Raw genomic sequence first — 13358 nt, forward strand, 5'->3', positions numbered from 1 at the left:
CAGCACAGGGCGTTCTGAGCGCTCAGAACCCCCGCAACTGCGACCCAGTTGGGTTAAAACAGCTAGACGGTGACGCCCAGCTTCTCCAGGATCAGCTCGCGCACGCGGCCGGCGTCGGCCTGGCCACGGGTGGCCTTCATGACGCCGCCGACAATCGCGCCGATGGCCTGCACCTTGCCGCCGCGGATCTTGTCCGCGACATCCGGCTGCGCGGCCAGGGCTGCGTCGATCGCTTCCAGGAGCGGGCCGTCGTCGGAGACCACGGCGAGGCCGCGCTTCTCGACGACCTCGGCCGGGGTGCCTTCGCCGGCCAGCACGCCGTCCAGCACCTGGGAGGCCATCTTGTTGTTGATCTTGCCCGCGTCCACCATGCGGCTCAGCTCCACGACGGTAGCCGGCTCGATGCCCAGCTGGCCGGGGTCGACGTCGGCGTTTTTGGCGCGGCCCACGATCTCGCCCATCCACCATTTGCGGGCCACGGATGCCGTGGCTCCGGCGGCGATGGTTTCCTCGATCTCGTCCAGCACCCCGGCGTTGACGACGTCGCGGAACTCCAGGTCCGAGTAACCCCAGTCCTGCTTGAGCCGCTTGCGGCGCTCAGCCGGCGGCTCGGGCAGGGTCGCCCGGAGCTCTTCCACCCACTCCCGGGAGGGAACCACGGGAACCAGGTCCGGCTCCGGGAAGTAGCGGTAATCGTCGGCGTCGGACTTTGCCCGACCCGACGTCGTCGTGCGCGTGTCCTCGTGCCAGTGGCGCGTTTCCTGGATGACCGGCTCACCTGAGTCCAGGACGGCGGCATGCCGCTGGATCTCGTAGCGCACGGCATGTTCGACGGCGCGCAGCGAGTTCACGTTCTTCGTCTCGGAGCGGATGCCGAAGCGTTCGCGGCCGTGCGGACGCAGCGAGACGTTGGCGTCGCAGCGGACGTTGCCGCGCTCCATCTTGGCGTCCGAGACACCGAGGTTCTTCACGATTTCCCGCACGGCGGCCACGTAGGCCTTGGCGAGCTCGGGGGCGCGGGACCCGGCACCCTCGATCGGCTTGGTGACGATCTCCACGAGCGGAACGCCGGCACGGTTGTAGTCCACGAGCGAGTATTCCGCGCCCTGGATGCGTCCGGCCGAGCCGCCGAGGTGGGTCAGCTTGCCGGCGTCCTCCTCCATGTGCGCGCGCTCGATCTCGACCCGGAACACGGTGCCGTCCTCGAGTTCGATGTCCAGGTAGCCGTCATACGCGATCGGCTCATCGTACTGGGACGTCTGGAAGTTCTTCGGGGTGTCCGGGTAGAAGTAGTTCTTCCGGGCAAAGCGGCAGGATTCGGCGATCTTGCAGTTCAGCGCGAGACCGATCTTGATGGAGGACTCCACCGCGGTCTTGTTCACCACCGGCAGGACGCCCGGCATGCCCAGGTCCACCTCGTTGACGTTGGTGTTGGGCTCGTCGCCGAACACGTTGGGTGCGGAGGAGAACATCTTGGTCTTGGTGTTGAGTTCAACGTGGACCTCGAACCCCAGGACGGGGTCGTACTTCTCCATGGCTTCTTCAAAGCTCAGGGTTGCGTCAGTGCTCATTATTTTGCCTCCTGGGTTTCGACAAGCTCAGCCAACGCCGGGGCCTTGTCCAGCAGCGGGCCGCCCCACTTGGCTTCCAGCAGGGATTCCAGGACAGCACCCACCCGGTAGAGGCGGGCGTCCTCGCGGGCCGGTGCCAGCAGCTGGATGCCAACAGGCAGTCCGTCCTCGTCAGCCAGGCCGCCGGGCAGCGAAAGCCCGGGCACGCCGGCCATGTTGGCGGGGATGGTGGCGACGTCGTTGAGGTACATCGCCAGCGGGTCATCGAGCTTCTCGCCCAGCTTGAACGCCGTGGTGGGCGCCGTGGGGGAAATCAGGACGTCGGCCTTGGCGAAGGCAGCCTCGAAGTCACGCTGGATGAGCGTGCGGACCTTCTGCGCGGAGCCGTAGTAGGCGTCGTAGTAGCCGGCGGACAGGGCGTACGTGCCCAGGATGATGCGGCGCTTGACCTCGTCACCGAACCCTGCGGCGCGGGTGGCGCCCATGACACGCTCGATGGTCAGCGGCGGATCCTCGGGGAGCACGCGCAGGCCGTAGCGGACGCCGTCGAACTTGGCCAGGTTGGAGGAAGCCTCGGACGGCATGATCAGGTAGTAGGCACCCAGCGCGTACTGGAAGTTGGGGCAGGACACCTCAACGATCTCCGCACCCGCTTCCTTCAGCAGCTCAAGGGCTTCGTTGAAGCGGTTTTCGACGCCGGCCTGGTAGCCCTCGCCGTGGAGCTCCTTGATGATGCCGATCTTCATGCCGTCCACGTTGCCGAGGCGCGCCGCGGCCACGAGGTCGCCCAGCGGGTCCGGCAGGGAGGTGGAGTCGTGGGGGTCGTGGCCGCCGATGACCTGCTGCAGCAGCGCCGAGTCCAGGACGGTGCGCGAAACGGGCCCGATCTGGTCCAGCGAGGACGCCATGGCGATGGCACCGTAGCGGGACACGCCTCCGTAGGTGGGCTTGACGCCCACGGTGCCGGTGACGGCGCCGGGCTGGCGGATGGACCCGCCGGTGTCCGTGCCGAGGGCCAGCGGAGCTTCAAAGGCGGCGACGGCGGCAGCGGACCCGCCGCCCGAACCGCCGGGGATGCGGTCCAGGTCCCATGGGTTGCGGGTGGGGCCGAAGGCCGAGTGCTCGGTGGAGGAGCCCATGGCGAACTCGTCCAGGTTGGTCTTGCCCAGGATGGGCATCTTCGCGGCGCGCAGCTTCTTGACGACCGTGGCGTCGTACGGGCTGTGCCAGCCTTCGAGGATCTTGGAACCGGCCGTGGTGGGCTGGCCGATGGTGACGATGAGGTCCTTGACCGCGATCGGAACGCCGGCGAGCTCGTGCAGCTCCTCGGCGGCCTGCCCGCCGGCCGCGCGGATGGCGTCCACCTCGGCCGCGACCGCGAGCGCCTCCTCGGCATTGACGTGCAGGAAGGCGTTGACGCCGCGCTCTCCCCCGTCGACGGCGGCGATGCGGTCCAGGTGAGCCTGGGTGACCTGGACGGCGGTGACCTCACCGGCGGCGAGCTTCGCGGCCAGCTGGGCTGCGGACAGACGGATGAGTTCCGTGCTGTTGGTTTCAGTCATGTTCTAGTCCTCATCCAGGATTGCCGGGACCTTGAAGCGGTCTGCGTCCGAGTCCGGAGCGCCGGAGAGTGCCTGCTGGGCGGTGAAGGTGTGGCCCACCTCGTCCTCGCGGAACACGTTGCTCAGCGGAATCGGGTGCGAAGTGGCCGGAACGCCGTCACCTGCGGCCTCGCTCACGGATTTCACCGCGTCGACGATGACGGCGAGTTCGCCGGCCATCCTGTCCAGCTCTTCAGCACTCATCTCAATGTGCGCGAGCCGCGCTAGGTGCGCGACGTCGTCACGGTTGATCGCAGCCATGGATCTCCCTGCAGGTTCGGAATGGGTTTCCGAACTAGTCTACGTGTCCGGGACGGCGAACAACGCGGGGTCACTTACGGCCCATCCGGAGGTCCGGAATGGGCCGTAAGTGACCCCGCGTTGTTTGGTGCTGGTGACTGGTTGCTAGTGGATGCCGATTGCTCCGGTCAGGATTGCTACTGCGAGCATCACCAGGGCGACGACTGCGCTTCGCCACAGGACCTTCTTGTGGTGGTCGCCCAGGTCTACCTTGGCCAGGGAGACCAGGAGCAGGATGGCGGGAACCAGCGGGCTCTGCATGTGGAACGGCTGGCCGGTGATGGAGGCACGGGCCATCTCGGCGGCGCTGATGCCGTAGTGGGCTGCGGTCTCGCTCAGGACGGGCAGCACGCCGAAGTAGAAGGCGTCGTTGCTCATGAAGAACGTCATGGGGATGCTGAGGACGCCGGTGATGACTGCCATGAGCGGGCCCATGCTGGACGGGATGATCTGGACCAGCCAGGCGGACATCGCTTCAACCATGCCGGTACCCTTCAGGACACCGGTGAGGACTGCAGCTGCCATGACCATGCTGACGACGGCGACGATCGACGGTGCGTGGGCCACGAGCTGCGCGCCCTGGTCCTTGACGTGGGGGAAGTTCACCAGCAGGGCGATGGCCGAGCCCACCATGAAGACGTACGGCAGGGGGACGAGGTCGGCGATGAGCATGCCCATGACGGCAACGGTGAGGGCCAGGTTGAACCACTGCAGCTTGGGGCGCAGGGTCTTGCGGTTGGGGTCCAGCGCGGTGTCCGCCATGGCGGTGTCGCTGTCGTCGACCAGGAGCTCGGTCCGTTCCAGGACAGCGACCGATGATCCTTCGGGGGAACCGCCGACGGCGGGGCCTCCCGTAGCGGGGACAGGTGCAGACCCACGTCCGGAACCGCCCGATCCACCGCGGCCGGTGCGGCCGGCGCCGGCGGGGGTTCCGCCGTCGAACGCTTCAGCCGTCTCCGGCGTTCCCCAGATCTCCGGCTGCGTGGCGCGGAGGCGGTTACGCTCCTGCAGGCCCAGGACCCAGGCGAAGACCAGGACGACGGCGAGCCCGGCGATCAGCGACGGGATCATGGGAACAAAGACTTCGTTGACGTCGATCTTCAGGGCGCTGGCGGCGCGGGCCGTGGGGCCGCCCCACGGAACGATGTTCATGGTGCCGTTGGCCAGGCCGGCCACGCAGGTGAGGACCACGGGGCTCATCTTCAGGCGGAGGTAGATCGGCAGCATGGCGGCGGTGGTGAGGATGAAGGTGGTGGAACCGTCGCCATCGAGGGACACCGCGGCGGCCAGGAGGGCGGTGCCGAGCACCACCTTGGCGGGGTCATTGCCGAGCTTGCGCAGAATGAACCGGACCAGCGGATCGAACAGCCCGACGTCGATCATCAGGCCGAAGTAGATGATGGCGAACATCAGCAGCGCCGCGGTGGAGGTCATGGACTTCATCGAGTCCATGACCATGTCGCCGATGCCGAGGCCGGCACCTGCGAAAAGACCGAAAACGGTGGGGACGATGATCAGCGCCAGCACTGGCGTCAACTTCTTCGTCATGATCAGCACCATGAAAACCGCGATCATGGCGAATCCAAGTAATACCAGCACAGCCGGCTCCTTCTAAGTGAACAGCACCACCCCGGTGTGATGCGTACTACAGAGATTAGAGTGGCCCCGGTCACGGCAGTGCCTTTGGCTCAATTGATTGGCATACTGCTTATTGGGAGCATTTTGCGCATTTTGCTCAAACGCCTCCGCGCCGTTCAAACACAGCTGCCAGCCCACTCTGCAGCCCGCCCGACCCACAGAGGAGTGCCATGATGAGCCCCGCCGGCAGGCTTCCGCTCAGGTTCTCCACCCAGACCCTGCTGCTGCAGCTGGGCGTGGTTCTCCTCGTTGTGCTCCTCAGTGGCGCGGTGCATGCGTGGCTGACCTTTGAACGGCTGGGCCGTGAGGCGGAAAACCAGGCACTGACGCTGGCCCGGACCGTGGCCTCGGACCCTTCGGTCCGTGCCAACGTGCAGGCCATCAGCCGCCAGGCCGGCACTCCCCCGCCCGCGGAGCTGAAGACGGGGCCAATCATGGCGGTGGCCGAGGGCGCCCGGACCCGCACCGGCGCCCTGTTCGTGGTGATCACCGACGAAACAGGCCTCCGGCTGGCCCATCCCGACGCCGACCGGCTGGGCGAGCGCGTCAGCACGGACCCGTCCGAGGCGCTTGCCGGCCGCGAGGTGACCACCCGCAACACCGGCACGCTGGGTCCGTCGGCCGGGGCGAAGGTCCCCGTCTTTGCACCTGGCACGGGTTCGGCTTCCGATTCGGGTTCCGCTTCACGGACTGTGGTGGGCGAGGTCAGCGTGGGCTATTCCACCGAGTCCATCGGGCAGAGCCTCGCCCGGGACATCGTGCCGATCGTGCTGACCGCAGCCGGCTCGCTGGTGGCAGGCGTCCTGGCGTCGTTCCTGCTGCGGCGCCGGCTGCAGCGGCTCACGCTCGGCCTGGAACCGGAGGAAATCGGCGCGCTGGTGCATGATCAGGTGGCGGTCCTGGAGGGTGTGGATGAAGGTGTCGTGGGCATCTCCGCCGACGGCCGGATCAGCGTGTTCAACGCGGCCGCCCAGCGGCTCCTCGGCCAGCCGGACCTCGCGGGCCAGCTCTGGCAGGATGCCCCGGTGCCGGCCCGGCTCAGGGCCCTGACTCTGCCCGATGCCCGGGAAGGCGAGGCGGTGGAACTGGTGGCGGGCGAACAGGTCCTTGTGGCCAGCGCGCGGAAGGCGCTGCACCGCCGCGAAGACCTGGGTTGGGTGGTCATGCTCCGTGACCGCACTGAACTCCAGCACCTGACCCGGCAGCTCGACGCCGTGGGCACCATGTCCACAGCCCTCCGTGCCCAGCGGCACGAGTTTGCCAACCAGCTGCACACGATCGCCGGGTTCATGAGTATCGGCCAGCACCAGCAGGCGCGGAATTACCTTGAGCGGCTCGCCGCCACGGGCCCGCTCAAGTTCCCCGTGGACCAGGCCGAACTGCTGCAGGACCCGTATCTGCAGGCCTTCATCGGCGCCAAGGGCGTGGAGGCCGATGAGCGGGGGGTATCGTTGCGGATCGGGCCGGAAACCCTGGTGCGGGGCCAGGTGACGGAGCCGCAGGACGTCACTACCGTCCTCGGAAACCTGATCGACAACGCGGTCAACGCGGCGGTGGCCGGCACGGCCGCCGAGCGCTGGGTGGAGCTTGAGCTGCTCGATGACGAGGGCGACGGCGGCGGTACCCTGCACGTCGTCGTCGCCGACTCCGGTGACGGGCTGCCGGACGGCGGCGATCCGGAGGCGGTGTTCGCCGAGGGGTTCACGACGGCGACTGGCCATGGTCTTCAGGGACAGGCCCGCGCCGGAGGCGGCCAGGGCCTGGGTCTGGCTCTCGCACGGCAACTGGCGCGGCGGCGCGGCGGCGACGTTACCGTGCTGGAACCGGGGAACGTTGGCGGACCCGGCGCCGTGTTCATGGCCACGCTGCCGGGAACCACCACGGCGCGGAAAGACTGATGGCCAAGGAAAGACTGATGGGTAGCGGACGGAAGGACAAGGATGTCTGAGGATTTCAGGGTGCTGATCGTGGACGACGACTTCCACGTCGCCAAACTCCATGCCGCCTATGTGGATTCCGTGGCAGGGTTCCTGGCGCTGCCGCCGGCGGGTTCGGCGTCGCTGGCCCTGCAGTCCATCCACAGCCTGCGCCCGGACCTGGTGCTGCTGGATGTGTACCTGCCGGACGCCTCGGGCCTGGATCTCCTGCACCAACTGGACGTTGACACCATGATTCTCAGTGCGGCATCGGACGCCGCGTCGCTGCGGACGGCCTTCCGGCGGGGCGCCCTCGGGTACCTGCTCAAACCGTTCACGGCCGAATCCCTGTCCCAGCAGCTGCGGTCCTATGCCCGGTACCGGCGGATCCTTGGCCAGCCGGGTGCCCTGGACCAGGACACCGTTGAGCGGGCGAAGCGGGCGCTCATTCCGGGTGACGTCTCGCCGTCGGCCAAGCCGCGGTCGGCGACGGAGGCGGCGGTGCTGGAGTCGCTGATTCCCGGCGAGCAGTACTCGGCGGCCGACGTCGCGCGGCGGGTTGGCGTGTCCCGGGCCACCGCCCAGCGGTACCTGTCCTCGCTGGCTGACGACGGCGCGGTCGAGATCCAGCTCCGCTACGGCACCACCGGCCGGCCCGAACACCGCTACGGCCTCCCGGCATCTTAGCCCCGCAGCGCGAACTGGCAGGTAATGCCCTCAAAACGTGGATTTGGGGGCATCTGCTGCCAGTTCGCGCGGTTGGAACCGGCTAGCTGGCGCTCTTCTGCGCGACGAGCTCGATCTCCACGAGCATCTCCGGGTCCAGGAACGGCAGCACGTGGACCAGCGACAGCGTGGGGCGGATCTCGCCGAAGACCTCGCCGTGTGCACGGCCGGCATCCTCCCACTTGCTGATGTCCGTCAGGTACAGCTTGGACTGCACGACGTCGGCTAGCGCGAATCCGGCGTCGGCCAGGACGGTCTCCAGCTTCTGCAGGATGAACCGGGTCTGCTCGTAGAAGTCGCTGCCGACGATCCCGTTCTCGCCGCTGGCCGAGGTCGCCGAGATGTAGAGCGTGTTGTCCACCTGGACCGCGCGGGAGTAGCCGAGCTTCTGTTCCCAGACCGAGCCGGTGCCAAACGTCTTGCGCATGCTGCGCCTTTCACTAGTCGTTTTAAGTCGGCTCCACTCTAGGCGGGCTGGACGTCGAGCCTGAAAACCAGCAGCTTTATGTCGGTGCCGGGCACATACCAGTCGCGCTCGGGCACCCGCCGGAAGCCTGTTTTCCGGTACAGCCCGTGGGCGCTCTCCCAGGTCCCGCCGGTGGTCAGTGCCACGGCACGGATCCCGTCCAGCGATCTGGCGTGCGCAATAATCGCTTCGACCATGGCCAGTCCGGCACCACTGCGCTGCACGGCCGGATCCACTACCAGCATGCGGAACTCAAGCTCGTCGTCCAGCGCGATATCGGCATACTTCTCACCGGCCAGCGCCAGCGTCACGGATCCGACGACCGTGCCGGCGCGCTCCGCCACCCAGATGGTGGCCCGGTCCGCGCGGGTGGCCACGTCCTGGATCTGCTTCATGTACGGATGGTCCGCGGTCTCGAAGTAGCCGGCCGCCAGGTAGGCGTCCCGGGTGATGCGGGCGATGGCCGCAAAGTCGGCGGGGACGGCGGGACGGACGGTGATCTGCGGCTGCACCCGTCAATGGTAGTGCCGGCCGGCCGATGCGCCCTGCGAAACAGCTGTTTCCGTGACTGAACTATCACGTTCCACACTGATGGAGCCGGCTGGTCTCTGCTGTGTTTTCGGTATGGACCCGCACCGTCGCCGGGACGATAATGCGTGCACCGCATCACCGATTGAAGGGACGAGCCATGAACGAGGAAGGGGCTCCGCGACTTACCGTCGTGCAGCCCGGTGAGGGACGAGAGGCACCGCTTGGCGGCATCGGGGTCGTGTTCAAGCTCTTCGGAGAGCACACAGACCAAAAGCTCTCGATCGTGGAGCACCCGTTCCCGGTCGGCGCACTGGTGCCTCCGCACATCCACACCCGCGAAGACGAATACTCGATCGTCATCGAGGGCGAAATAGGATTCCGGTCCGGTGACCGCGAGGCGGTCCTGGGTGCCGGCGGGTACATCACAAAGCCACGGAATGAACTTCACACCATGTGGAACGCGGGCAAGGTGCCTGCCCGGATGATTGAGGTGATCAGCCCGGCCGGATTTGAGCACTTCTTCTGGGGGCTTGCCAACCACATCGAAGCCGGGCTTCCGGACCCCGAGACGATCGAGAAACTCGCGGCCCACTTCGGCCTGCGCTTCGCCGAGGCGCCTTGGCTGCCGGACATAATCGCGCGCTACAACCTGACGCCGCCGCGCATGTAACCCACCCCGCCCGGGCCGTAATTGGCCCCGGCGCCGCGGAGCACCTGGCTAGAGCGGGAACGTGCCGGACATCTCCAGGGTGCCCGCGCAGGTCCAGGCGGACAGCCGTTCCTCGGCGGAGGGTCCGCCGTCGAGCGGGCTGGTGAGCCGGGGACGCCGGACCCAGCATCCGGCTTCCTCGGCCACAAGCGCGCCGGCGGCGAAGTCGTGCTCATTCAGTCCCCGCTCGCCGAAGGCATCGACAGTGCCGTCGGCAACCATGCAGAGATCCAGGGCCGCCGAGCCGAGCCGCCGCACGTCCGCAAAGCCGTCCACAAAGCTCCCCAGCGCTGCAAACTGCTCCGCGCGCACCTCAGGGTCATAGCTGAAGCCGGTGGACAGGATCTGGCCGGTGCGGCCGGGAACCGGACCGGTGAGCTGGACCCGTTTCCCGTCCTGCTCCAGCCACGCGCCCTGTCCCCTTGAGGCGTAGTACACGCGCCCCAGCGCGGGGGCGTGGACGACGCCGGCGAGCCACACGCCGTCGGAATCGGCAACGGCCACCGAGGTGGCGTAGTAGACGATATTGCGGATGAAGTTGGTGGTGCCGTCGAGCGGGTCAATGGACCACCGCAGCCCGGTCGGTTCCTCCGGGCGGGTTGTCCCGTGTTCCTCGCCGGTGATCGCGTCGCCGGGACGCGCGCTGCGGATGGCCGTGCGCACGGCTTCCTCCGCGGCAACATCGAAGGCGGTAACCCAGTCCCCGGCTTCGCCCTTGTTGGTCACCGTCCCTGAGTCCAGGGCTCCGTGGCTGCGTTCGGCGAGAACACCGGCACCGGCGGCGGCGGCCGCCTTGGCTACAGCGAGCAGCCCGTTGAGGTCTTGGTGTCCGGTCAGGTTTTGCGTCATTCGGAATCCTCCTGGTCGCGCGGATTGCCGGTTGCCCCGGGATCCTCAGCCTCCGCCACACTATTTTCCCCGGCAGGCGCCGGCCCGTTGGCCAGCAGCTCGCGGAACCCGTCCTCGTCCAGCACCGGCAGGCCCAGCTGCTCGGCCTTGTCCAGCTTGGTTCCGGCGTTCTCCCCCGCCACGACGTAGCTGGTGTTCTTTGAGACGGAACCTGCTGCCTTGCCGCCCCGGACGAGTATGGCCTCCTTGGCCTCGTCGCGGCTGAAGCCTTCGAGGCTTCCGGTCACCACGATGGTCAGCCCTTCCAGGGTCCGCGGAATGGATTCGTCCTGCTCGTCCTTCATCCGCACGCCGTCGGCTGCCCAGGTGTCAACGATTTCGCGGTGCCAGTCCTCGGCGAACCATTCCTTCAGGGCCGCGGCGATGACCGGGCCCACGCCGTCGACGTGGGCGAGCTGCTCTTCGCTGGCCTGCCGGATGGCATCCATCGATCCGAACGCCGTGGCGAGCGCCCTCGATGCCCGCGGCCCGACATGCCGGATGGACAGCGCAACGAGCACACGCCACAGCGGCTGGGTTTTGGCTTTCTCCAGTTCGGCGAAGAGCTTTTCGGTGGTGGCCGTCGGCTTCGACGGCGACTTGGCCGTGCCCTTGCTGAAGAAATACGGAACCAGCTCGAATTCACCCGTGCCCACACCCTTGGACCGCTTCTCGCGCCGGATGCGGACCCCGGCGAGGTCCTCCCGCGTCAGCCGGAACAGGGTGGCCTCGCTGGTAAGCGGCGGGGTTTCCGGCTCGGCCGGCTGGGTCAGCGCGATGGCGGCCTCCCAGCCAAGCGCCTCAATGTCGAAGGCGCCACGGCTGGCAACATGGAACACACGTTCACGCAGCTGCGCCGGGCAGGAGCGCGAGTTGGGGCAGCGGATATCCACGTCCCCTTCCTTCCCGGGGGCAAGCGGCGTGCCGCAGGAAGGGCATTCTGTGGGCATGACGAAGTCCCGGACCGGCGGATCCTGCTGGTCGCGGAGGGCAAGGACGGGCCCCACAATCTCCGGGATGACGTCCCCGGCCTTGCGCAGCACCACGATGTCGCCGATCTTCACGCCCTTGGCCTTGACCACATCCTGGTTGTGCAGGGTGGCCATGCCCACGGTGGAACCGGCCACCTTGACGGGCTCCATGATGCCGAAGGGGGTGACCCGGCCGGTGCGGCCCACGTTCACGGCAATGTCCAGCAGCTTAGTGTGGACTTCCTCCGGCGGATACTTGTAGGCCACGGCCCAGCGGGGCACGCGGGACGTATATCCGAGGGCACGCTGGGTGGCGAAGTCGTCCACCTTGACCACAATGCCGTCGATTTCGTGGGTGAGGCTGTGCCGCTTGTCGCCGTAGCGCTTGATGAAGTCGAGGACTTCCTTGAGGCTCCCGAGGAGCTCGAAGTATGGGCTGGTGGGCAGGCCCCACTCGGCGAGCTGGCGGTAGGTGTCCGACTGGCTTACCGTTGCCAGCCCTTCACGGGCGCCGATGCCGTGGACGTACATGCGCAGCGGGCGCTTGGCGGTTTCCGCCGGGTCCTTCTGGCGCAGCGACCCGGCCGCGGCGTTGCGTGGGTTGGCCAGGGGCGCCTTCCCGGCCTCGATCAGTGCTTCGTTGAATTCGGCAAAGGCCTGGGACGGGATGAAGACTTCGCCGCGGACCTCCATTTCGGCCGGGAAGTTTCCGCCGCTCAGCTGCTGCGGGATTTCCTTGATGGTCAGCACGTTGTGCGTGATGTCCTCGCCCGTGTAGCCGTCTCCGCGGGTGGCCGCGCGGACGAGTTTGCCGTCGCGGTACAGCAGGTTGACCGCCAGGCCGTCGATCTTGAGTTCGGTGAGCCAGGTGGGGCCGGCGCTGCCGTTGCCGAGCTTGGCGACGCTTGCCTCGGCCTTGGCGATCCAGGCCTCGAGTTCCCCGATGGAGAACACATCCTCCAGGCTGTACATCCGCTGGAGGTGTTCGACGGCGGCAAACGCCGCGGACACTTCGCCGCCGACCTCCTGGGTGGGCGAGTCATTGGAAACGAGCTCCGGATGCAGCGCCTCGAGTTCCTCCAGCCGGCGGAAGAGAGCGTCGAACTCGGCATCGGAGACGAGTGGCTCGTCCTCCTGGTAGTACGCGAAGCGGTACTTCCGGACGAGGTCCGCCAGGTTCTCGTACTCATCCCGTACGGACTCCGAGGGAATGGCTTCCGGCTCAAGCTGGTCCGTTCCGGTGGCTGCGCTGTCTGTGGGGCCTGATGGTGTGCTCACAGACCTATCTTGCCTTACAGCCCGGACATTTTGCCGAGGCGGCGGGCCGCCTACCAGTGACCGGGGCGGTTCCGGCTCCACAGGGCGAAGGCCAGTCCGCCCAGGCCCACCAGGAGGACGCCGCCCATGATGGCGAACAGCCCGAAGATGCCGATGCCGGAACTCTTTTCCACGGACACGACCGCGGCGGCCTGGCTGGCCGCCGCCGTGGCGATCGGTTTGGTCCAGCTGGACTCGGTCGTGGTCGTGGACGACGACGGTCCCGGGCTGGAGGAGGCAGGGGTGACCGGAACGGCCGCGGGTGTTGCCACCTGAACTGCGTCGGCCGCCACTCCGCCATTGAATGTTGGGGCGACTAAGGGTGTGAGGGTGGGCACGGGAGCAGGCCGCGCCGGTGCCGGGGCAACGCGCGGCGCCGCAGGCGCCACGGGCTGCACGGGTGCCGGAGCAGGTGCCGGCGCCTTTTGCGCCGGCGGCGGCGCCGGAGCAGGCGTCGGGACGGGAGCCGCCGTCGTCGTCGGAGCCGGGGACGCCGGCGGGGCGGTGGGTACCGGGGATGCAGAGCACTGTTGCTCCGGCAGGCAGGCCGCCTGGGCCGCTCCGGCGGCGCCGGCCACAACCGTAAAAGCCAGCATGGCGGTGGTAATTCCGGGCAGCAGCGCGCCCCGCAGACGGGTGGTTCGGATCATGGAAGTACCTTTGCAGCCGCGCAGGATACCCTGCGCCGAGTTGTGTCCCGGGTATCTTCCTACAGTCCGGCGCG

Annotated in this window: 12 protein-coding genes; 3 read left to right on the plus strand and 9 right to left on the minus strand. The window is 67.6% G+C overall.

The window, feature by feature from the left end; genetic code table 11:
• Nucleotides 1-62 precede the first annotated feature (62 nt).
• From gatB to AC57BR_RS05800, 4 genes are all read right to left on the minus strand, one after another.
• Nucleotides 63-1571, minus strand: coding sequence for an Asp-tRNA(Asn)/Glu-tRNA(Gln) amidotransferase subunit GatB (gene gatB / locus AC57BR_RS05785; protein ID WP_496358817.1), 1509 nt, complete (start codon nucleotides 1569-1571; stop codon nucleotides 63-65).
• On the minus strand, nucleotides 1571-3133 hold the full coding sequence (gene gatA, locus AC57BR_RS05790; protein ID WP_496358818.1) for an Asp-tRNA(Asn)/Glu-tRNA(Gln) amidotransferase subunit GatA: 1563 nt from the start codon (nucleotides 3131-3133) through the stop codon (nucleotides 1571-1573). Before gatA ends, gatB begins: the two co-directional genes overlap by 1 nt.
• 3 nt (nucleotides 3134-3136) lie before the next feature.
• The gene (gene gatC, locus AC57BR_RS05795; protein WP_496358819.1) at nucleotides 3137-3433 is read right to left on the minus strand and encodes an Asp-tRNA(Asn)/Glu-tRNA(Gln) amidotransferase subunit GatC; all 297 of its coding nucleotides are present in this window, start codon (nucleotides 3431-3433) and stop codon (nucleotides 3137-3139) included.
• Between the two features lie 144 nt (nucleotides 3434-3577).
• Nucleotides 3578-5071: a CitMHS family transporter gene (locus AC57BR_RS05800; protein ID WP_496358821.1), complete on the minus strand. Its 1494-nt coding sequence runs from the start codon at nucleotides 5069-5071 to the stop codon at nucleotides 3578-3580.
• A gap of 209 nt (nucleotides 5072-5280) precedes the next feature.
• Here AC57BR_RS05800 and AC57BR_RS05805 point away from each other — a divergent pair, with 209 nt between their 5' ends.
• A complete protein-coding gene (locus tag AC57BR_RS05805; protein WP_496358822.1) occupies nucleotides 5281-7008 on the plus strand; it encodes a sensor histidine kinase in 1728 nt (575 codons plus the stop codon).
• Between the two features lie 42 nt (nucleotides 7009-7050).
• Entirely contained in the window at nucleotides 7051-7713 is a 663-nt protein-coding gene (locus AC57BR_RS05810; protein ID WP_003802029.1) for a response regulator, read from the plus strand.
• Nucleotides 7714-7795: 82 nt separating this feature from the next.
• Here the strand turns inward: AC57BR_RS05810 and AC57BR_RS05815 are convergent, their stop codons facing one another.
• The gene (locus AC57BR_RS05815; RefSeq protein ID WP_003802026.1) at nucleotides 7796-8179 is read right to left on the minus strand and encodes a RidA family protein; all 384 of its coding nucleotides are present in this window, start codon (nucleotides 8177-8179) and stop codon (nucleotides 7796-7798) included.
• Between the two features lie 38 nt (nucleotides 8180-8217).
• On the minus strand, nucleotides 8218-8730 hold the full coding sequence (locus AC57BR_RS05820) for a GNAT family N-acetyltransferase (protein ID WP_496358823.1): 513 nt from the start codon (nucleotides 8728-8730) through the stop codon (nucleotides 8218-8220).
• Nucleotides 8731-8906: 176 nt separating this feature from the next.
• Here AC57BR_RS05820 and AC57BR_RS05825 point away from each other — a divergent pair, with 176 nt between their 5' ends.
• Nucleotides 8907-9419: a cupin domain-containing protein gene (locus tag AC57BR_RS05825; RefSeq protein ID WP_496358824.1), complete on the plus strand. Its 513-nt coding sequence runs from the start codon at nucleotides 8907-8909 to the stop codon at nucleotides 9417-9419.
• Nucleotides 9420-9467: 48 nt separating this feature from the next.
• On the opposite strand, the gene AC57BR_RS05830 is transcribed toward AC57BR_RS05825, so the two are convergent.
• The 3 genes from AC57BR_RS05830 to AC57BR_RS05840 are packed head-to-tail and all read right to left on the minus strand — an operon-like array spanning nucleotide 9468 to nucleotide 13284.
• On the minus strand, nucleotides 9468-10307 hold the full coding sequence (locus AC57BR_RS05830; protein WP_496358825.1) for an inositol monophosphatase family protein: 840 nt from the start codon (nucleotides 10305-10307) through the stop codon (nucleotides 9468-9470).
• The gene (gene ligA / locus AC57BR_RS05835; protein WP_496358826.1) at nucleotides 10304-12595 is read right to left on the minus strand and encodes an NAD-dependent DNA ligase LigA; all 2292 of its coding nucleotides are present in this window, start codon (nucleotides 12593-12595) and stop codon (nucleotides 10304-10306) included. The genes AC57BR_RS05830 and ligA overlap by 4 nt, the downstream gene beginning before the upstream one ends.
• A 50-nt stretch (nucleotides 12596-12645) precedes the next feature.
• Nucleotides 12646-13284: a hypothetical protein gene (locus AC57BR_RS05840; RefSeq protein ID WP_496358827.1), complete on the minus strand. Its 639-nt coding sequence runs from the start codon at nucleotides 13282-13284 to the stop codon at nucleotides 12646-12648.
• Nucleotides 13285-13358 lie beyond the last annotated feature (74 nt).

The organism is Arthrobacter sp. BGA-UO-ETr-C19 (assembly GCF_059568005.1).

What these genes read in the sequence shown, in the direction of transcription:
- gatB (WP_496358817.1), bottom strand. Translation starts at nt 1,571, where the DNA reads ATGAGCACTGACGCAACCCTGAGCTTTGAAGAAGCCATGGAGAAGTAC.
- gatA (WP_496358818.1), bottom strand. Translation starts at nt 3,133, where the DNA reads ATGACTGAAACCAACAGCACGGAACTCATCCGTCTGTCCGCAGCCCAG.
- gatC (WP_496358819.1), bottom strand. Translation starts at nt 3,433, where the DNA reads ATGGCTGCGATCAACCGTGACGACGTCGCGCACCTAGCGCGGCTCGCG.
- AC57BR_RS05805 (WP_496358822.1), top strand. Translation starts at nt 5,281, where the DNA reads ATGATGAGCCCCGCCGGCAGGCTTCCGCTCAGGTTCTCCACCCAGACC.
- AC57BR_RS05810 (WP_003802029.1), top strand. Translation starts at nt 7,051, where the DNA reads ATGTCTGAGGATTTCAGGGTGCTGATCGTGGACGACGACTTCCACGTC.
- AC57BR_RS05815 (WP_003802026.1), bottom strand. Translation starts at nt 8,179, where the DNA reads ATGCGCAAGACGTTTGGCACCGGCTCGGTCTGGGAACAGAAGCTCGGC.
- AC57BR_RS05825 (WP_496358824.1), top strand. Translation starts at nt 8,907, where the DNA reads ATGAACGAGGAAGGGGCTCCGCGACTTACCGTCGTGCAGCCCGGTGAG.
- AC57BR_RS05830 (WP_496358825.1), bottom strand. Translation starts at nt 10,307, where the DNA reads ATGACGCAAAACCTGACCGGACACCAAGACCTCAACGGGCTGCTCGCT.
- AC57BR_RS05840 (WP_496358827.1), bottom strand. Translation starts at nt 13,284, where the DNA reads ATGATCCGAACCACCCGTCTGCGGGGCGCGCTGCTGCCCGGAATTACC.